General features: G+C 40.3%; 15 protein-coding genes. 9 read left to right on the top strand and 6 right to left on the bottom strand.

Annotation, left to right across the window (positions count from 1 at the left end):
* Positions 1 to 19: 19 nt before the first annotated feature.
* A complete protein-coding gene (locus tag ACXAFE_RS16040) occupies positions 20 to 2,809 on the bottom strand; it encodes a TonB-dependent receptor (RefSeq protein WP_475154657.1) in 2,790 nt (929 codons plus the stop codon).
* Between the two features lie 403 nt (positions 2,810 to 3,212).
* Here ACXAFE_RS16040 and ACXAFE_RS16045 point away from each other — a divergent pair, with 403 nt between their 5' ends.
* Positions 3,213 to 4,028, top strand: coding sequence for a GGDEF domain-containing protein (locus ACXAFE_RS16045; RefSeq protein ID WP_475154660.1), 816 nt, complete (start codon positions 3,213 to 3,215; stop codon positions 4,026 to 4,028).
* 1 nt (position 4,029) lies between these two features.
* Complete coding sequence (locus tag ACXAFE_RS16050; RefSeq protein ID WP_475154663.1) at positions 4,030 to 5,040, top strand: helix-turn-helix domain-containing protein; 1,011 nt, start codon at positions 4,030 to 4,032, stop codon at positions 5,038 to 5,040.
* Positions 5,041 to 5,049: 9 nt separating this feature from the next.
* On the opposite strand, the gene ACXAFE_RS16055 is transcribed toward ACXAFE_RS16050, so the two are convergent.
* The 3 genes from ACXAFE_RS16055 to kynA form a co-directional block, all read right to left on the bottom strand.
* On the bottom strand, positions 5,050 to 6,534 hold the full coding sequence (locus ACXAFE_RS16055) for a DUF3360 family protein (protein WP_475154666.1): 1,485 nt from the start codon (positions 6,532 to 6,534) through the stop codon (positions 5,050 to 5,052).
* A gap of 409 nt (positions 6,535 to 6,943) precedes the next feature.
* The gene (locus tag ACXAFE_RS16060; protein ID WP_475154668.1) at positions 6,944 to 8,125 is read right to left on the bottom strand and encodes a kynureninase; all 1,182 of its coding nucleotides are present in this window, start codon (positions 8,123 to 8,125) and stop codon (positions 6,944 to 6,946) included.
* 14 nt (positions 8,126 to 8,139) lie between these two features.
* The gene (gene kynA / locus ACXAFE_RS16065) at positions 8,140 to 8,985 is read right to left on the bottom strand and encodes a tryptophan 2,3-dioxygenase (protein WP_475154670.1); all 846 of its coding nucleotides are present in this window, start codon (positions 8,983 to 8,985) and stop codon (positions 8,140 to 8,142) included.
* A gap of 453 nt (positions 8,986 to 9,438) precedes the next feature.
* Between kynA and cspE the strand changes: the two genes are divergently transcribed.
* A complete protein-coding gene (cspE, locus tag ACXAFE_RS16070; protein WP_054979221.1) occupies positions 9,439 to 9,651 on the top strand; it encodes a transcription antiterminator/RNA stability regulator CspE in 213 nt (70 codons plus the stop codon).
* Positions 9,652 to 9,941: 290 nt separating this feature from the next.
* On the opposite strand, the gene ACXAFE_RS16075 is transcribed toward cspE, so the two are convergent.
* Positions 9,942 to 10,523, bottom strand: a complete 582-nt coding sequence (locus tag ACXAFE_RS16075) for a TetR/AcrR family transcriptional regulator (RefSeq protein WP_475154674.1) — start codon at positions 10,521 to 10,523, stop codon at positions 9,942 to 9,944.
* Positions 10,524 to 10,649: 126 nt separating this feature from the next.
* On the opposite strand from ACXAFE_RS16075, the gene ACXAFE_RS16080 reads away from it, so the two are divergent.
* The 6 genes from ACXAFE_RS16080 (at position 10,650) to ACXAFE_RS16105 (ending at position 17,622) form a co-directional block, all read left to right on the top strand.
* A complete protein-coding gene (locus ACXAFE_RS16080; RefSeq protein WP_475154676.1) occupies positions 10,650 to 11,693 on the top strand; it encodes an alkene reductase in 1,044 nt (347 codons plus the stop codon).
* A 116-nt stretch (positions 11,694 to 11,809) separates the two neighbouring features.
* Positions 11,810 to 12,433 carry a peroxiredoxin-like family protein gene (locus tag ACXAFE_RS16085; protein ID WP_475154679.1) on the top strand — a complete coding sequence of 208 codons (624 nt, stop codon included), beginning with the start codon at positions 11,810 to 11,812 and terminating at the stop codon, positions 12,431 to 12,433.
* A gap of 221 nt (positions 12,434 to 12,654) precedes the next feature.
* Complete coding sequence (locus tag ACXAFE_RS16090; protein WP_475154681.1) at positions 12,655 to 13,533, top strand: HDOD domain-containing protein; 879 nt, start codon at positions 12,655 to 12,657, stop codon at positions 13,531 to 13,533.
* 100 nt (positions 13,534 to 13,633) lie between these two features.
* Positions 13,634 to 15,445, top strand: a complete 1,812-nt coding sequence (locus ACXAFE_RS16095) for a sensor histidine kinase (protein WP_475154684.1) — start codon at positions 13,634 to 13,636, stop codon at positions 15,443 to 15,445.
* 136 nt (positions 15,446 to 15,581) lie between these two features.
* Positions 15,582 to 16,286, top strand: coding sequence for a hypothetical protein (locus tag ACXAFE_RS16100; protein WP_475154687.1), 705 nt, complete (start codon positions 15,582 to 15,584; stop codon positions 16,284 to 16,286).
* 61 nt (positions 16,287 to 16,347) lie between these two features.
* On the top strand, positions 16,348 to 17,622 hold the full coding sequence (locus ACXAFE_RS16105; protein WP_475154689.1) for a S41 family peptidase: 1,275 nt from the start codon (positions 16,348 to 16,350) through the stop codon (positions 17,620 to 17,622).
* Positions 17,623 to 17,704: 82 nt separating this feature from the next.
* Here the strand turns inward: ACXAFE_RS16105 and ACXAFE_RS16110 are convergent, their stop codons facing one another.
* On the bottom strand, positions 17,705 to 20,071 hold the full coding sequence (locus tag ACXAFE_RS16110) for a TonB-dependent hemoglobin/transferrin/lactoferrin family receptor (protein WP_475154693.1): 2,367 nt from the start codon (positions 20,069 to 20,071) through the stop codon (positions 17,705 to 17,707).
* Between the last annotated feature and the right edge of the window lie 300 nt (positions 20,072 to 20,371).

Raw genomic sequence — 20,371 nt, forward strand, 5'->3', positions numbered from 1 at the left:
TTGGCTAGCGGCACCTCATTTAGAAAGATGTAAAAGTAAATCCGAGTTCGAACGAACGTCCGTATGTTTCATATTGTAGGCTGTAACGCTGATTACCATGCGACAAGTAATATGGCTCGTCAGTAATGTTCACGGCGTTAAAGTACACTTGGGTTTGTTGGTTAATATAGTATTTAGTACTTAAATCAAGTTGGGTATGAGCTTGTTCGTAAACCCCTTTATCACCTAGCTCATATTGATACGCTTCGCTTTTGTAACTAGCGCTTAAACGTGCACTAATTTTAGCGGTTTCATAGCCAAACATAAGATTAGCAACGGTATCTGATTGATTTGGCAACTTATCATCAGCATCAACAAAAGTACCATTGGCTGAAAACATCAAACCATTTTTAAAGTTTTTGGTCCACGCTATTTCAACACCTATAAGTGACGCGCTGCCACCATTAATTGGCTGCATTACTTCTGCAAAGCCATTCCACGAGCCGTTGTCTTGCACTTCAGCCATTACAATAAAGTTATCAATATCTTTGTAAAATAGCCCCGCCGACATTACACCAATATTGCCTGGGTAATATTCAATTGATGCATCAAGGTTAAGTGACTCGTACGGGTCTAGATCCGGATTACCCACCTCTGCCTTACGCTCAGTGATTGTTTCGCCATCTTCATCAACAATTTCGGTTTCAATTAATTGATACGCAGCGCTGTCGCCAAATGTTGGGCGAGCAATGGTATTGGTGTAAGCAAAACGCGTAATAAGCTTTTCGCTTACGTCATACTTAACATTTAAACTCGGTAAAAAGTGGCTGTAATCTTTATCTACTTGCCACGGTGAAATTTCTACAAATTCACTGTCATTAATGTCATCAGCAACTAATTCAACACGGTTACCTGCGGTTGAAAATGACGTGTCTTCATAACGCACACCTGCAACAATATGCCAAGCGTTGATATCCATCGTGATCATGCCATATGCCGCTAAAATGTCTTCATCACTGGTATAACTTTGTCCAAAGCTATCAATTTTCGAATCAATGGTGTTTACATCAAAATTTGATTTATTAGCGTTAACAAATTGTGCAATATCGCTACGCGATAGTCCTGGTCCAAATGAGCCCAAATCGTAATCTGGTGCACCCGCTGCAAATTGACTCGCTAATGCATCGTTAAAGCCGCCATCAAAAACAACCACGTTTACGTCGTTAAATTTTTCCCGCGTTTGGTATTTTGCACCAAATTTCAACTCAGCATTGTTGTTTTGCCACACAAAATCTTTACTGATATCAAACTTTACACTTAGCGCTTCATCTTCCGACACATTGTTTTCACTTACAATTTCATCAAGCTCAAAGTTTGATAAATCATGTGCGTTGGGTGAATGGGCTAAATTAGGTGCATCATTTGTCGTGTTATAGCCTAAAATAAAGCCTTCGCCTGCAAAGTCCGCATCAATGCGATCAGGTTCTTTTTCATTTGATTTCGAATACCCTAAATCGTATTCAACAAACCAATCGTTTAGGTGATTTTTACCGCCTAACACCATAGAGAGAATTTGCTGTGTCTCATAGCGGTCTTTTGTATCGCGGTCCATTTCTGCGTCAACAAATGTCGCTGTGCTGTCGCTGATGCTATCTTCAAGCACAGTACCTTTATCAAACTTATATTCATTGCGTAAACGGAATTCATCATCAGCAAATTCACTCCACAAAGTACGCAAATAATATTCAGAGTTGCCCGTTGTTTTATAATCTAAGTTAAGTGCAGCACCTAAGCGTTCACGGGTTACTAGATAATGACGTTGTTCAATCTCTTCAGCGCCGAAAAAGTTTATGTCGTCACCACTTGATTGGCCTTCAACTTCCATCTCATTCCAGCCACCATCAACTTCTGAATTGTGTGAGCCAAACTTGCGTTCAAACCAACTTACCGCAGTTGCAACACCGAGTTCATTGCCGTTATCTAGTTCATATACGTCAGTAAAACTTGCTGATATTTTTGGGCTGCTCTCACTTACTTGCTCATTGTATGACCCTTGTACCGTGGCACTGTAGCTTTGCCCTTCTCGGTCAAATGCACTTAAGCTTTTAACATCAATCGAACCACCTACTGCACTTGCGTCCATATCAGGTGTCACGGTTTTGCTAACTTCTAAACTTTGCACTAATTCGCTTGGGATCACATCCATTGCAACGCTTCGCACGCCAGCTTCTGGCGATGGTACATTTGCACCGTTAATCGTTACGTTGTTTAGATTCGGGTCAATACCACGTATACCAACAAAGCGCCCTTCTCCTTGGTCGCGTTGAATAAACATACCAGGTAAACGCTGCAGCGCTTCTGCCGCGTTTTGATCAGGCAATTGGCCGATAGAATCACTGCTCACAATGGATTTTATACTTAATGCGTTTTTCTGACGGTTAATTGCACCGGCTTGTCCCGCTCTAGTGCCAACGACTATCATGTCTTCGATTGCGGTTTGAGCCGACGACAAGCGCACATTTTTCTCTACAATGCCACTTTCGTTAATTGTTATACTAATTTTTTTAGGCAAAGCACCAAGGTACGAGATGACTAACGTGTAGTCACCCGCAGGCAAGTTAGTTAACGAATACGAACCATCACGCGCCGTCACAACGCTTTTATTGAGTTCTTGAATTTCGACTTTAGCACCTTCGAAATACACTTTTTGATTAGCATCGCTAACGCGACCAGAAACGGTATTCGCTGCTACTTGGCAGGATAAACAACTAGCAAGTACAGCAAGAGTAAGTTGCGTACGCTTAAAAACTGACGGTTTATTACTTTCCATTATTATTCTCTTTCAGGGGTTAAGGCATATGCCGAGAGATTCTGTTGTCTAGCGCTCGTTGCAAAGACAGCGTTACCCTACTTGGGAGATATGAAAAAAATATTGCAGTACAATCAACTAGACACTGATATAGCTTAAAATCCATTTGATTTACTGTGTTATGAGCTGAATTAACCCCCTTGCATCAAGCTAAAACTCCATTATCCCTGTAAGGACACAATGATTGTCATAAAATTGATACCTTTTATGAGCTAATCTAACCCTACTCATATTGCTTAAAACCCAAGAAAATGAACAAAAAACCTGTTCAATTGTTATGAAAACCACCAACCTTACACTGCACAAACATTTAGTATTTACCTTTCTCACCTGCTTACTACTCTTGATCATATCGTTTATACACATGAGTAACGCAAAACCCGTTGCCAGTATCAAATGGCTCGATGTTATTGGTGAGGGCGGCATTGCTGTAATTACGTTATGCTGGTTAATTGTCACGCTTTACACCCGCCCCAAAGGAAAGTTAACAACGCTGTTATTTATTGGCATCAGCATGGTGCATTTTTCCATGTTACTTGACCTGCTCGATGAATTTTTTCGCTACAAAAATGAGTATGCGTGGTTTTCTCGGCTTGAGGCAATTCCCGCAGTACTTGGACTGGTGATGATGAGTTTCGCGCTTTACTACTGGCATAAAGAGCAGCAAATAATTAATAATCGATTAATCAAAAGCGAGCGTTTTTATCGAGAACACAGTTTTTACGATATGGTTTCGGGTTTGTATTCAGCCAGCTACATGAAAAAGCAAATTGCCGCTGAGCTTGTTCACTTCAATACCCATAACACACCATTTTGCGTGAGTGTGTTCGACATCAAATCATTTAACCTTTATTTGCGCGAACAAGGTCGACTATCAGCCAATAAACTATTACATGATATTGCCAGCTTAATTCAAGTAAACATTCGCGACACCGATTTAGCCTGCCGCTACGCAGGAGACCGTTTTATTGTATTGATGCCAAATACTAAACAGCATCAAGCCCAAGTAATTAACACCCATGTTGCAAATATGGTCAAGCAACATGTCTTGTATTTTGACAATAAAACCCTTTTTAACGCAATTCATCAGTCAAGTATTGAGGTAACGCGTGGCGATGATGTGACCTCTTTGCTGATGCGATTAAACCACACCCTAACGCTACAAAAGCAGGTGGCATAGTGTGGCAAACGTGACCTTTTTTGAATGCAGCGATAAGGTAATTCCGAGTGCACTTTTGTTATTGCCTTTACTTGAACTGTGTCAGCAGCAAGGCGTAGATACTGGTAAAGTGCTAAACGGCAGCAAATTGGCTTATTACGACCTTTTAAAAAGTGACATAAACATTAGCTTTGATCAGTTAGCGATCTGTTGTCACAATAGTATGAATGTGCTGCCGCATAACGATTTTAGCTTTCAAATTGGTCAACAGTTTTTTAATCATTACAATTCTGAGATAAAAACCGCAATTGAAAACGCGCGCAATCTAACGCATGTTTTCAAGCTGCTAAAATGCTTTAATAATGAGTTTTTTCCTTTTTGTAAATTTAGCGAATTTAACAGCGAACAACAGCGGCATTTTGTTATTGATGTGGGAATTAAACATTGCAGCGAGCGCGTTGAACGTTTCTTTTATGAAACCTTAATAAGTATTGTGTGCCACTTTATTGACTGGCGGTTTCCACAACTTGATATCACCATACAATTGCCATTTAGAGCGCCTAAACACCTTGAGTATTACCACACGTTTATAAAACACACTGTGATATTTGATAAGCCATTGCTGTTGATATCGATAAACAGCGCACAATTGGATATACCGGCTAAAGACAGCAGCACTATTTTAAGACGACAAGCATTTTATAAGCTGACTAAAAAACAAAAATTAAACAGCCTACTTACCGTTCTAGCGCAGCACATTGCCTGTAAACCCAATACAACGTTAGACACTGCCGCAGCCCATTTATCAATGAGCCCGGCAACATTAAAGCGTAAATTACAGGCTCACAATACCAGCTTTAAGTACGAAAAAGATCAGATCCTTAAAAACGTGACCTTGTTTCACTTAATGCAAACTTCTGCATCAAATCAAACCATCTGCGACAAACTGGCAATCAATGATTTAACCAATTTTCGTCGCCTGCTAAAACGTTTAACGGGAAAAACGCCAAACCAGTTACGTTTGGCGAAATAACCTTTTTAACTATCGAAAGCTCGGCATAATTGCCGGAAGACCCGGTAGCAAGCCTACTAATGCCATCACGCCCGTAAGCACAACAAACATAATAAGTGGAATAATCCAGCGGTTCATCGACGTTAATTCTTTAGAGCGCTCTTTACAGCCAATTAAGCCCAAATTATCCAACAACATGGTTAAAGACCAACCAAATGCAGGGTTTACCAACGCAGATGAGAACACAACAATTGCCGCTGATTGTGTGGTTTTTCCTTCGCGGGTCATTTCCATACCCGCTTCTAGTAATGGAATAAACACTCCCACAATGAGTGCAACACACAGCACAGGTTGCCATATCGCAAGGTCCATTGGGTAGCCCCAAATACCAGCAATAATACAAAACAGCGCAGTTAACACCGCACCTGCTGGAATAGGACGCTTAGCGATAGCCGCAGGTACAATGTATGTGCCCCAAGACGATGTAAAGTTTGCACCGCCCATAATTGAACCGAATGTTTGTCGTGCCGATGCGCTTAACATAGTGTCATCAATGTTCATTTGTACTTTTTCAGTGCGCTCTGGGTAACTAATTTTCTGAAACACTTGGTGGCCTAAGAAATCAGGAGACCACATAGCCACTGCAAGCACAGCAAATGGTAGCACTACAATAAAGCTCTCTAAGGTGGGTAAGCCTAACATCCAACCGGTGCTTTCACCCCACCAGTACATAGGTTCCATATTTGGTAAACCTGGACCTGTTTTAAATTCAAACGGCGCGCCTAACATAAAGGCAAGGCCACCACCGAGTAAACAACTTAGCGGCACAGCAAGCCAACGCTTCTTAAAGTGTTCAAGTAGTGCATAAAGTAAAATTGTGGTGAAAATGATAACAAACGCAATATGCGCCATATTTATGCTTTCAGCCCAGGCAAATAGCTTTTTAACCTGCGACGTCGTGCCAATAAAACCAAGGTAAAGCAACAAGCCCCCACATACGCCCCGACTGGTCAACCCTGCAAGCACACTGCCGCCCTTACTTATCGCAAGCAGCAAACCAAATGCGCCAATTAATAAACCAAACGCCATTGGGTGACCGCCAGCGGCTACCACAATTGGGATTAGCGGAATAAGCGGTCCATGGGTACCTGCAAGGTTAGCCGTAGGTAATAAAAAACCGGAAAACAGTAAAATAAATAGTGAAACTAGTAATAACTCGTAGCGCACGTTTTCAAGTATAAAGCTATCGCTTAACCCTAATGGGCCAGCAAACGTCGCTGCAATTGCGCCCACCATAACCACTTTACCTATGGTGCCGGCCATTGCTGGAATGGTATCTTCTAATTCAAAACGATAATCACGAAACGGTAAATTAGGGCGCCAGCGTTTAGGCTGCATAATTTGTAATTCATGCTCTAAGTATTCATCACGCGTTTTGAACTCAGAACTGGGTTTGTGAAGCGATTCATAACTTGCGGTATGCGTATCGCAATTGGTGTCTGTTGGTGTTGTCATTGCATCTCCTACTACAGATGAGATTTTTATTATGAAAACACCATAACGGAGTCGTTGCGTAATGAAAGTTAGCCATAAGTCGAGTAGCTATTTGAAAAATGGCCTATTTTCGCTTCAAATTTAACCAACCATTGCCATAATTTAAATTTAGTAATTTTAAATCAACCACTTAGATTCATTTTAATTTAAATGTGGGTAATAACGTAAGCCTATAGCTATTAGTCTAATAAGGTGTTTAGGTCTACCTTGTCAGAAGGAAGTTTAGAGTTTTAACCTGAGCATCTACGTTACTAATCGAAGCGTCAGGATTTAGAGATACCGAATAAACTAATTCAACCTCACAAATCTAAATGTTGTGCATTACCGCTTTTTCATAAAAAAGGCGGCAATACTGCTTTGAAGCACATGTTTATACCATTGTTTTTGCGATATGTGCTATTACATTAAGTGCATTATCAAGCTGTTCATCTGTTACATAAGGTGCTGGCCCTAGGCGTAATTGGTTTCCACGACTATCGGTTTGAATTCCCTGCTGCGCTAGCTTTTTCACCCAAGTTGCAGCCTCAGGTGTCGTCAATGACAAAAACCCTGCATTATTTTCAATACCATGATCTGGCAACGCCAACACATCGGTATTTAACGCCATAGTTTCAATACCTTGCCAAAGGTGCTTAATTTGCTGTTTGTTAATTTCAGCAAGTCGTTCTGCACTTAAGCCTTGCTCACTAAAAAAATCAAATACAGCCGCGGCGCGGTAATGACTTGTTGGGTCGTATGTAGAACCCGCAAATGCACCTTGCCCTTTGCCATACCCGACTTGTCCAGGTGCTTGATCAAGGCTTTCAAATTCAGCAAACCAACCGGTAATAATTGGGCTACCATTATACCCTTTTGGAATGCGCATAAAGCAGTTGCCTTCACCGGCTTGGCAATACTTATATCCACCGCCAACAATAAACGCAGTTTCAAGTTGCCAACTCGCTAAACTAAATGGAATTACATTAAGCGCATGATACACATCCACTAAACACGGTATGTTTAACGCGTCTGCAGCAAGGGCAACGTCGCCAACTTGGTGGAAAATACGACTGGATGCAAAAAACACTGCAGACACTAACACTGCATCAGTGTCTTTATCTAATGCGCTGATTAAACGCTCTGCCAAAGTATCTTGTGGTTGAGTATCAATCACCTTAACGTCAATATTGACGTCTTTTAGACGATCTAACTGGCGACGCATTGAATGAAATTCACCATTAGTGGTGACGATTTTTATCGGTGTTTGTTTTTTATGTTTAAAACAGCTTAAGTCAGATAAGAACCGTAAAATCAATTCATGGGTGGATTGGCCTAACGCGATTTCACCTTGTGATTCTCCGAGTAAAGTACGATAAAAATCACGCACTTTATCGGCCTTTTCAAATGCTGCGCCCCATTTATCATCAATATGCTTTGCCGCATCGTTAAAACAATCAATTAACCCTTGTTTTGCCGCATTTGGCCACGCTTGGTGCGAGTGACCTGACAAAAGAATACGATTGGTCACATCAAACTCAGAATAAAACCCTTGTAACTGGTGTGCGGTTGTCATTGGCTTTACTCCTATTAAAGCTTGGTTCTAAGTTCAAATAACTCTGGGAAAAAGCTAATATCCAGCGCTTTTTTCAAAAACGCCACGCCTGATGATCCACCGGTACCCGACTTATTTCCAATTATACGCTGCACTGTGTACATGTGTTTAAAACGCCATTGTTGGAAACTGTCTTCAATATCCACTAATTTTTCAGCAAGCTCGTAAAGTTCAAAATATTTGTCAGCGTCTTTATAAACTTCAAGCCATGCATTTAATACTGACTCATTTTTCTCGTACGGCTGGCTTTTATCACGCTGCAAATGGCTTTCATCAATTTCTAGCCCTTGCTTAGCAAGGATAGATAAAGTGACATCGTATAAGCTCGGCGCATTAAGAATAGTAGATAATTCAGTGTGCACTTGCGCATCACTCTCATGTACTTTCAATAAACTTTGGTTTTTGTTGCCAAGTAAAAACTCAAGCTTGCGGTAACCATATGATTGAAAACCAGATGAATGACCAAGGGCATCGCGAAACTTTAAATAATCAACCGGTGTTAATGTTGATAAAATATTCCACGATTGAGTTAATTGATTAAAAATTTGTTTTACGCGAGAAATAACTTTGAACGCATGGCCAAAATCACCATTATTTAAATTATCTATTGCGGCGCTTAATTCATGCCCTGCTAGCTTTAACCAAAGTTCACTCGATTGGTGAATGACAATAAACAGCATTTCATCATGCTGATTTGATAGTGGCTTTTGTGCGGTGAGGATTTGCGACAACTGAAGGTAATCACCATATGACATATCGTCTTTAAAGTCGGTGTGAATGTCTTTTTCTAATTCACGAAAGTTATGATGTGGGCACGACATAGCTAAGCTCCAAAATTTATTATTATGCGTTATACGGCGCTACTTTATACTTGCGTTTAATTACGCCTAACATATGCGATGAGGTATAACCCAAAAGCATATCTTAGAGACGCACGTAATTAAAACATGTTCATTAAAATATGTCAGTGTTTCACCCAAGTCATGCTATTAAGGTGTGTAATTTGTGCGTAACACTTGTGTAAATCGTCGCAAAATCGAGCCTTTAATAACTAATCCGACCTATTAAATGCCAATTTTACTGGACAAAACACCCCTAAAGGACTAAGATTCAAAGCGCTTAAAACATAGATCAATCCCTATTACTGCGTTGTTCCTTCGTTACTCCTTTTTAAAAGTTGTACCAGATGCTAGATGCGATATTAGCTGAAATATAAATTAAGCCCGACGGTGATATTCACCAAAATATATACACTTTTAAAAAAGGTTAAAAACATGTCTAACAAAGTAGATGGCGTTGTAAAATGGTTTGACGAGTCAAAAGGTTTTGGCTTTATTTCACAAAACGACGGCGGCAAAGACGTATTCGTACATTTCCGTGCAATCCAATCAGAAGGTTTCAAAACTCTTGCTGAAGGTCAAGCGGTTTCTTTCGAAGTTGAAGACGGTCAAAAAGGTCTTCAAGCTGCGAACGTTGTAGTACTTTAATTAGTCACTACAAGAAAAAAGCGAGTTTTTAACTCGCTTTTTTTGTGCCTGTTTTTCTACTCACTTGGTAAAACCTAGCCTATCCATATTAGCCGCAATACTTGAACACATTAAATATTTGCTTTAGCTACGCTCTACCTTGTTTATAAAATGCCTCACCGTCGCATTTAAACATTAAGTTTAAACAACCACCTTTCAATCTCGCTCATTGCCGCAGTAATTAAGCGTTCGTTTATTTATTGCTCGCTAGGTTAATTTCGCTATAAAAGCCTATTATTGAACGCAAATAACTAAACAGAAATATCGTTAATCACCTGTTTTGCTAGTGCTTTTAACTCATCTGGCTCTGGGTGTGTGTAACCATACGTACGCAAGCCATAAATACTCATCACCAACGAACGTGCCCTGCACTTTGCATCACGCTGACCAACAATTTCACCCGCGATAATACCTTTCTCAATGATTGCTTCTAACCCTGCTTGCCAACGATGAAGTTGCTCTGTCACCAGTGTTTGCACGTCGGAATCTTGCTCCGCCAATTCATTGAGTGCTTTTTGTAATAAACACGACGCTGCAGGTTCGCAACTTAAACATTGCTCAACAATATGGTTAAGATACGCACTTAAACCTGCTAATGGCGATGGCGCTTTTTCAAAGAAGGCGTTAAAAAATGCCGTGCTGTCTTGGTTATACTGACCAATTGCGGCAAGCAGTAACCCTTTTTTATTTTCAAAAGCGCAATAGATAGAGCCTGGATGCAAACCCGTTGCAGTCTTTAGGTCTTGCATGCTGGTTTTGTTGTATCCCTTATGCATAAACGCGTTCATCGCAGATCGCAACACCGTTTCGCGATCAAATTCAGCACTTCTCATAGCGGACCTCTCAATCAATAGTGCGTCAATATAACTTAATTTGAATATTTGTTCAAAAAAGCACTTGAATGAACATTCAAATAAAGCTAACTTGAATAAGCATTCAAATTAACGAGACATAAACACATGGCTAAATCACTTTTTGACAAAGTTGCGTTAAACGCTGAGATCACATTACAAAACCGCATTTTAATGGCGCCATTAACACGCTGTATGGCTGATGAAAACCTCGTACCTACAGAGCAAATGGCAACATATTACGCAAAGCGCGCACAAGCGGGCCTCATTATTTCAGAAGCGACTATCATTCGCGCCGACGGCCAAGGTTACCCAAATACACCGGGATTATTCACCGCGGAACAAATCCAAGGTTGGCAACGCGTTACAAAGGCAGTACATAACAACGGCGGCAAAATTTTTGCGCAACTTTGGCACACAGGTCGTGTTGCTCATCCTCACTTTTTTAATGGCAACAATGTATTAGCGCCAAGTGCGTTAAAAGTTGAAGGTACTGTACCGCGGATGCGTGAACTTGAATATATTGAGCCGACCCCTGTTACCGTTGCGCAAATTGAGCAATTAGTAAAAGACTATGCGCAAGCGGCAAGCAACGCCATTGATGCAGGTTTCGATGGTGTTGAAATTCACGGTGCAAATGGTTATTTAATAGACCAATTTTTACATTACAACAGCAATCATCGTACTGATGAATTTGGCGGCTTGCCAGAAAACATGTCACGTTTTGCTCTGCTTGTGGTAGACGCTATTTCCGAGCGAATTGGCGCTAAACGTACAGCGCTTCGTATTTCACCAGGAGCCTATTTTAACCTTGAACCCCATACGGACGATCGCGCAGTATTTGACTACTTGCTTGATGCACTTTCAGAGCGCGAACTTGCTTATTTACACATTGGTATTTTTGACGATGAGCAACGCTTCGAGTACCTAGGTGGTCGCGTATCTGACTACGTGCGCGAAAATTATCCGCATACATTAGTGGGTAACGGCGGTTTTAGTGCCCAATCGGGTGAGTTGGCAATTAATCAAGGGCGTTTTGACTTGCTTGCCATTGGTCGTCCATTTATTGCTAACCCAAATTACGTTGAACGCATAAAAAGTGGTGAAGAACTTACGCCATACAGCGAAGAGATGCTACAAGAACTGGTTTAATTTATCTCACTAAAAAAGGTGCTTCGAAGCACCTTTTTTATCTTTTTAAAACCTTATGAAATTTAATAAGTGCTTGTCGGGTCAAGTAAGTAACGTAATTACTAGGACCCCAAAATATGAAACGTTTTTTACTTTGCATTGTACTTATTGTTCCGTTTTTACTTAGCGCAAAGCCAATCGCTGAATCGAGTGATGAGGTGACCCCTTTATTGAACGGACAGATCATTCCTGATGTTCCAGTTACTCAAATAAACGGTAAAACCACATCGCTAAAAGAGTATCTAAATGGCGATAAAGCAATTTTATTTTTCTATCGTGGTGGCTGGTGCCCGTTTTGTAATACCCAAATGGGACAACTTAAAAAAATTGAGCCAAAACTAAAACAACTTGGCTTTAAACTCGTTGGCATTTCCACTGACGCTCCAAAAGACCTCAACAAAAGCGTTGAAACCATGTCACTGCAATACGATTTATTGTCTGACTACAACAGTGAGATTAGCAAAGCATTTGGTATTGCATTTTTTACCGACGCCAAAACGACTAAACGTTATGTTAAGCGCCTTAATTTAACCAATCCGCTAAAACGTAATAAAGCCGGCGAACCTCGATTAGTATTACCTGTACCCGCTATTTACGTGATTGATGAGCAAGGGCTCGTGCAGTTTAACTACGTAAACCCTAATTTTAAAGTTAGATTACATGAGGATGTTTTACTTAAAGTGGCTGAAGTTTATAAGTAAGCAACCAGCCCGTTAATAGTGTAACTAAGCTAAATTCGCGTTAAGCAAATACTTTGATTTATCACTTAAAAAGGCAATTGAACTTATCAACCGTAAGCTTACTGCAAACAACTACCATCCGAATAAGTAAACATTACTTTTTTGATGTAATTTGTTATCTCGAGTTTTGGTTAACTATACTTATTGGCAAATTGAAATGACTTTCATCTTAAGGTTTGTGAATGGCAACACGCCAAGCATCACCACAAGAACAGATATCCGATTTGCCAATATTACCGACAATATTGGTCGAATTGTTGAGCATTCCGCTTGATGATAAAGATTACTTCAACAAAATTGAAAAACTCGCAGAGCGCGATCCGCCCCTTGCCCTCAAAATAATTCAACTTAGCAACACCGCCAAACAAGCCGCTATTAAACCCATTCGCAGTATTAAAGATGCGATTGTACGAATGGGCACAAAAGAGGTATTTAACTTAATAAACTTAGTGGCACTGACCAAGGTATTTGTGCCCACCAGTCAATTTGAAAAACAATTGTGGCGTCAATCGTTAATCTCAGCGGAATTACTAAAAACCACCTATGACGTACTGTTACGCAGCGTGATCACCGCTGATATGGCTTACTTGGTTGGTTTATTACACGATATAGACATCACATTAAACCACAAACTGTATGCCAAGTACTTTGAATCGCTTGACGATTTAACTTGGTATTTACCAAAGCCCTATGAAAAGCACCGTATTGCCTATTTACAGCGTCAACACGCGTTTAATGGCGCGAAAATTTGTAAAACATGGCATATCCCAAGCCCTATTCCCGAGATAATTTATTTCCATCACCACGATAACTTGCCCGATAAATTTAAACAGTTTATGCCTTTGTTAGAGACAATCCGACGAGTGCAGTTTTGCGATTTAACGACCCAAATATATTGCAAGCATCAGGCACTTGAGCGTGATGTATTAAATGAGTTAATCGCGAGCAATGAAATTCTACTTAGTTGGCAAAACCAGCACGCTAACTTTGCGCAATTATTAAACCAGCTGCCAACAGCCATTTCGCTTGCTGAAGAAAAGTACCGTTTACTGGCCATTTAACTGGCGCAACAAATTTCACGTTTGAAACTAACATAAGTTCAACCGTTTACACCTAAATATTTTGACCTACACTTTATAAAAATGGATCAGGCAGCCAAATATGAAACTAAAAACAGCCTTTATAAGCTCGCAAGTCGCTTTGTTAATCAGTTTTATTGTGGTGCTCACGTGTGGCGCCATAATTTATCAAAAAGTCGCTAGTCACTACCGTATTACGCAATCGCTAACCGACTTTAAACAGGTATTGTCTGACACCGTTAATTTACAACAAGAATTTTCCCTTGATAAAGACGAGCAAATGCTGGAATGGTCAAAAGAGCAGTTTGATGATTATTCACAACTGCATTTTGCGCTATTTAAACAAGTAGCAGACCTTGAAATTGCAGCGCGACTGCTTACGCAAATTCAAGAGGCAATGCGCCAGTTTGAACAAAATCTTAATAAACAAATCGCCATTCAAAAACAACTTGGTTTTAATGAAGATCAAGGTATTCGTGGCAGCTTTAGAAAATCCATTCATGCAATTCAAGCCGTTAGCCAGCAAATTGACGATCAAACGCTTGAGATAATGATATTAGAATTAAGACGCCGAGAAAAAGACTACCTATTACGCTGGAATAAAAAGTACTTAGAACTACATAAACAAACGTTAGTGCAAATAAAGGTGCACCTACAAACGCATAACAGCGAATTAAAAGCCCAGTTAATTGATAATTTAAAAGACTATGATTACAACTTTACCCAATATACCGCACTCCTAGACACCATGGGGCAGTCGTCCACCCTCGGTGTTGCCGGTAAAAATAAAGTGCTGTCACAGGTTATCAATGAGCGCTTTACAAACCTATCTTTACTATTAAACGAACGCGCAAAAGACGCCAGTAATCAAGTGTTGTTCATCACATTCAGCGTTACATTTGTATTTTTAGCATTTAGTTTATTAAGCTCATTCTTAATTAATCGACGCATTGGTTACGGATTATTTAAGTTAAATGCATTTATCAGTTCAATTTGCCAATCTGATACCTTTTCAATGCGCAGTAATATACGCGGTGATGACGAAGTAACCGATCTGGCTAAAAATATTGATAACCTACTTGCCCATATTGAGGAACTAATTAATCGATTAAGTTTGGCGCAAAAGCGCTTAATTGAAGACGCGAAAATGGCAAGTCTTGGTACTATGGTAAAAGGCTTTGCCCATGAATTAAATACACCGCTAGGTATTGCGATAACCAGCGAGTCCCATCTACGAGATCAAGTAGAGCAACTTAAACACTCCTTTAACCAAGGTACACTACAAAAAAACACCCTTGAGCAAATGATCTTGGATGCGGAGAATTGTTTAAGTTTGATGGAATCAAACTTAAACCGTTCAGCTAATTTAATTAACAACTTTAAGCAAGTTGCGTCACATCAAGAATACGACGAATTAGTCGAGTTTAATGTCGAAACCTTTTTAAATAACCTGTTTGATAGCCTAAAACACGAACTTGATAAATATGATGTTAACGTTAGTGTTGAAGCAACTAATGGACTGGTAATCAAAAGCTATTTAGGTGCGTTTAATCAGATATTTACAATTCTTATCATTAACAGTTTACGTCACGGCAGCGAGCCAAATAAAACCTTAAACATTAATATCGTAGCAAAAATGGTGGGGGCAACACTGCATTTCCGTTATATGGATGACGGTGCAGGTGTGAAAGAATCATTGCTCGACAAAATTTTCGAACCCTTTGTGACAACAAAACGCGCGAAAGGCGGAACCGGTTTAGGGCTGAGTATTGTTTACAACTTAGTCACACAACGCCTTAAAGGTGAAATCGAATTTCAAAGTATTGAAGGTGAAGGCGTATGTATTTACCTACATTTTGACGACGTTGATTACAACCTAAAATTTGATGAGTAATAAGCTCATCGATTTAGTTTTTATTAAGTATCGTTTTATCACCGCGCGAGAATACATAAACAGTTACTATTCTCGCTCAGCCATGCGCTGTTTTCTGTGTTAATGTACATGCGTATAAAATTAATTAAATTACATTATGGATCAAATTGTTAACCAATTCATCGGTTTGCTTAAAACAGCCAATATAAAAGACGTCACCACGTTTTATTTAACGCAAACGCCTCAGAGTCAAGCACACATAATGCTATTTTTGAACTTGCAGGCCAATAAAAGCGCTGAATCTTTTGATTATTTTCAACGTTTAAGTGTCACCCTAAACGGCGAACACCCAATGCCCACTCCGTTAGTATCGCAGCTTAAAAATAGCCAAGCATTATCATTTTTTACGCCGTTATTGCAGAAAATGGCAAACTTTTCGCTGCAAGATTCAATGAAGCGCAATGTCTTACATTACCTATTTGTTGCTCGCGGTGTACACGCAAATGTGCCCTTTACGTATGTTCGCTCACTGTTATTATTCGAAAGTAACGTATTTTTACCAAAAGCACTAAGCCAACGTGAATCAAATGGGTTGACGCCGCTAGAATGTTACCTGCACTTAAACATTCAAGGCGCAGTTTTACCAAACCATGAACTCACTGCGTTTATTGCCCTTTGTGAAATTGAGCGTAGCCAAATCACGTTAAACAGCGACAACTTAAATTCTGCATTAACGCGCTTTAAAAAACAGTGTGCCGATTTTGACCTAACACCCGATTACATCGAACAAAAATGTTTATTACTAGCAAGTTACTACAGTGTCTCAGAGCAGCACATTATTACTTCGCTTAACTCGCTTTAGCACTCAACAATCAGTAATAAACAACATAACTAATAAAACAATAACAAAGGTTTACCGATACATGTTTTCATCACTAAAAACCAAATTAATTACACCACTATGCCTTAGCTTACCCATTTTAACGCTCGCAACGTTTAATATAAGCGCTGCCACAGCGTTTAACGCAACAAACGCATGGCAAGAGGTTGAACACGTACTCACAAAGCAATACGCCTATTTTGATAAGTTAAACAATGCAGATACAGTATTGAACCAGTTTAAAAGTAAAGCGCTTAGTGCTAAAAACAAGGCTGAGTTTAATGAAATTAGCCAGCAACTTATGCGTACCTTTTCCGATCCGCATTTAAACCTTGGCCCCTACGATAAAGATGATTTTAGTGTATTTCCAACCGGCTCTGATATCCGTGCTATTTATCGAAACGACCAATTTATTGTGCAAGATATCAAAGCGGGTTCAGCTGCAGACAAGAGCACTCTTACATTAGGTTCAACAATTGTCAAAATGGATAACCAGCCAATAAAACCTCTAATAACCAACTTATTTGGTCAAGGGTTTGAAAACCTATCACCACAACAAATTGAGTACGGGTTAAATGTTGTACTTGGCGGCCTTCGTAAACAAACGCGAGCGATTACCTATAAAAATAACAAGGGTACGCACACTATTACACTTGCCGCCAGTTATGATGCGATTAATGCGTTAAACGATGGTCCAACATTAAGCTACCGTAATTTAGATGGCCTCGGCTATATCCGCTTTAATAACTCCCTTGGTAACAACCAAACGGCAGTCTCGTTTAAAAAAGCGATTAACGCACTAAAGCATACGCGCGCACTGATTATTGATTTACGCAACACGCCAAGTGGCGGCAATACTGGCGTTGCAGAGCCCATTATTGGCCACTTTGTCACCGAAAAAACACCTTATCAAACCTATCGCACGCAAACATCTAACATGGCGTATCAAAACGCACCAATACAAACAGCGTTTGTTACGCCAACTAAACCGCATTATGCAAAGCCATTTATTGTACTTGCTGGTCGTTGGACCGGTAGTATGGGTGAAGGTATGACTATTGGACTTGACGCTCTTGGCGCACAAACCGTGATTGGCGCACCCATGGCCGACTTACTCGGTGGTATTAAAACAGTGACATTAGAACAAAGTGATGCGTGGCTAGAAATGGCATTTGAGCGTTTATACCATGTAAATGGCACCTTTAGAGAAGATTTTGAGCCACATATATTAGTAATCCCAACAGATAGAGATAATCAAGGTGGTGATCCAGCCCTAAACAAAGCCATTGACTACTTACAACATTCTACCAGTATGTAACTGGTTGCGTATAAATAAAAAAGCCTGCATAGATTGCAGGCTTTGGTATTAAACCAACGGGAAATTTATGATTGATTAACGCTTAAAATCTAACGTTAATGTTGGCAGAAACACTTCTACCTGGCTCTGAGTAACGTTTAATGCCATCGTTTGCAACTCCGCCTCTAAAACCGCCTGAACCTTCTGAAACAAAACGAATGCGCTGCCAGTTGTAGTACTCTTCATCAAATAAGTTACGTGCCGCGATATTAATCACCATGTTATCTGTGATATCGAAATTAGCGATTAAATCAACTACGGTCGATGTATCACTTAGGAAATCGGTTGCTTGAACCTGCTCACCTTGTGCATTTGTGGTGTATGCATCGCTTGCCTTTTTCTCAGCTTGGTGACGAACTTGCGCCATAACACGCCATAGTGACTTGGAATCATAACCAACACTGACAACTGCCGAGTCTGGCGAAACGGTTAGCATTGGGTCGCCATTGTCATATTCGCCTTCAGAGTGGGTGTAAGCAGCACGCAACTCTATACCATTGTTAAAGCGATAAAGTGCATCTAACTCAACACCTTGAACACTAGCTTCGCCAATGTTTTCAGGTCGCTGGTAGTCATCTGTAGTGACTTCCATTTGCTTGTAACAACCACATGATGGGTCATACACACGCTTTGTTGTTGGTGTCGCTAAATCGCGGGTATAAGTGACATTATCAATAAAATCCGTGTATTCACTGTCAAATACCGACACACGTACTCGGCCGTTATCATTTTGCCACTGATAACCGAGTTCCATATTAAATGCTGATTCAGGTTTTAAATCATAGTTTGGTACAAGTTGCCAATCATCAACCGTTGCTCCGCGTGAGCCATAATAAACTTGCTCAACAGATGGCGCTCTAAAACCTGTGCCAAGGTCAACAATCACTGAATGATTTTGTGTTATCTCATAGTTTGCAGAAAGTTGCCAAGTAAATGCATTCATATCAACGTCTTTAACAAGGCCTTGATCATTGGTGAAATAGTTATCGAACTCTGGTTGATAGCTGTAATCGTCATATCGCAACCCCGCTGCTAACGTTAACGCGTCTGTTACAGTCACGCTGTCACGTAAATACACATTCCAAATCGCAACGTCTGTTTGAGGAATAAAGTTAGCATCTTTAATCGGGTAATGGGTTGTACCATCAGCAAGTGGGCGTCTTAATTGTTGATAACCTGAATCAGTTGTCAGCCCATTGTAACGGTGATCCCACATATTATTTTCAAGTTCACGCGTTTCAAAACTTGTACCGTAAACAATATCGTGGCGCATTTGTCCGGTAACTAACTGCTTTGAAAAATCAAATGCAAGCGTCGAAGTCTGTTGCGTTAGTTCGCGCTGCTCTTGACGTAAATACGCTTCCCCTAGCGCTAAGCATTGGTAACTCGGTGAGTATTCAAGACACGCTGCGTAGTGCATATTAGTTACACCAGAGGTGAAAATATCTTGATAATCAAAACGTACCTCCAGCTCATCGAATGCTACGGTATCTAGCGTTAAGTAATAAAATACACCGTATCGGGCACGATTTTGTTCATCATCTGAAAAGCGACGCTGAATACTGCTTGAAACGCGCGATAGGTTTTCGACTTGAGACAGGTTATCGTCATTTTCAACGACAAAGCCTAGTTCATGAACGTCGTTAAATTGATACTGGGTTTTAAATAGCAGTGCGTCGCTGTTAAAGTCGAGTGGGTCTGGCTGTTCTCGCGATGCGCCTGTTGTATCTGGGTTTCCAGAGTGGTTACTTGATTCACTGCCCTGGCGTTTTGTGTACATTAGTAGTGTTTCTAGCCCACCAAACTTGTTAGCCACTGCAATTGTGCCTTGCGCTTGTTCATCACGCTCATCATAGCCAAACTTGAAATAACCACGGGTTTGATTTTCATTGCCGTCAAGTAAATCAGATGCGCTCATGGTGGTAAACATCACTGCACCACCAAGCGAACCTGAACCACTGGTTACTGAGTTTGCACCTTTAACAATTTGAATGGCTTTCATATGCTCAATTTCAGTGGAGTTACGACTCGCTCGAAAATACTCATAAGGCGCAAATGAAGGGGGATCGAGTGTTTCACCTTGGGTTAAGCCGTCAACCGTAATCGCAATACGATCGCCTTCCATACCGCGAATATTAAAACCGTTATTACCAAAACGGCCCATGCTTGCAACGTCTACACCTGGAATGTAGTCAGCGACATCATTAATATCTTGCATAAGATTTGACGAAACTGACACGCTATCGAGTTCCGTTTGTGACTTAGATTCAACGCGCTTGTTGGCTGATAATTTTGTTTTTTCTAGTGTTGTGACCTGCGTATTTGCCAACGCATATGGGCTTACGCCCGCGATTGAAACAACTGATGCAAATGAAATTGCGGTGCTTAGCTTAGATAGAGTAAAGCGCAAAAGAGTATCCTCACATTTAAAATTCATAGTCATCGCACTCAGGCCGTAATGATAATGATTCGCGTTTTTAATGCAAGGTAAATTATACTTTTTTTCGCAATATACTTAATCGCGCTAAATCCAGTTCAGCAAAATCGATAACCAATTGATATATCTAAACTAACCTTAAAATGTGGTGTAGTGATTTGTCATTAAACCAAGTTTGCACATTAAACTTGAGTCGCTTGTGCAAGACAGCATTTAAGTGAAGTGAGCATTTTGAAAGAGTAAGCGGCAAATCCTTATGTCGCTTTATGTAGT

Source organism: Pseudoalteromonas sp. ABV4_021 (genome assembly GCF_056159365.1).

What these genes read in the sequence shown, in the direction of transcription:
- ACXAFE_RS16040 (WP_475154657.1), bottom strand. Translation starts at nt 2,809, where the DNA reads ATGGAAAGTAATAAACCGTCAGTTTTTAAGCGTACGCAACTTACTCTT.
- ACXAFE_RS16045 (WP_475154660.1), top strand. Translation starts at nt 3,213, where the DNA reads ATGAGTAACGCAAAACCCGTTGCCAGTATCAAATGGCTCGATGTTATT.
- ACXAFE_RS16055 (WP_475154666.1), bottom strand. Translation starts at nt 6,534, where the DNA reads ATGACAACACCAACAGACACCAATTGCGATACGCATACCGCAAGTTAT.
- ACXAFE_RS16060 (WP_475154668.1), bottom strand. Translation starts at nt 8,125, where the DNA reads ATGACAACCGCACACCAGTTACAAGGGTTTTATTCTGAGTTTGATGTG.
- kynA (WP_475154670.1), bottom strand. Translation starts at nt 8,985, where the DNA reads ATGTCGTGCCCACATCATAACTTTCGTGAATTAGAAAAAGACATTCAC.
- cspE (WP_054979221.1), top strand. Translation starts at nt 9,439, where the DNA reads ATGTCTAACAAAGTAGATGGCGTTGTAAAATGGTTTGACGAGTCAAAA.
- ACXAFE_RS16075 (WP_475154674.1), bottom strand. Translation starts at nt 10,523, where the DNA reads ATGAGAAGTGCTGAATTTGATCGCGAAACGGTGTTGCGATCTGCGATG.
- ACXAFE_RS16080 (WP_475154676.1), top strand. Translation starts at nt 10,650, where the DNA reads ATGGCTAAATCACTTTTTGACAAAGTTGCGTTAAACGCTGAGATCACA.
- ACXAFE_RS16085 (WP_475154679.1), top strand. Translation starts at nt 11,810, where the DNA reads ATGAAACGTTTTTTACTTTGCATTGTACTTATTGTTCCGTTTTTACTT.
- ACXAFE_RS16090 (WP_475154681.1), top strand. Translation starts at nt 12,655, where the DNA reads ATGGCAACACGCCAAGCATCACCACAAGAACAGATATCCGATTTGCCA.
- ACXAFE_RS16095 (WP_475154684.1), top strand. Translation starts at nt 13,634, where the DNA reads ATGAAACTAAAAACAGCCTTTATAAGCTCGCAAGTCGCTTTGTTAATC.
- ACXAFE_RS16100 (WP_475154687.1), top strand. Translation starts at nt 15,582, where the DNA reads ATGGATCAAATTGTTAACCAATTCATCGGTTTGCTTAAAACAGCCAAT.
- ACXAFE_RS16105 (WP_475154689.1), top strand. Translation starts at nt 16,348, where the DNA reads ATGTTTTCATCACTAAAAACCAAATTAATTACACCACTATGCCTTAGC.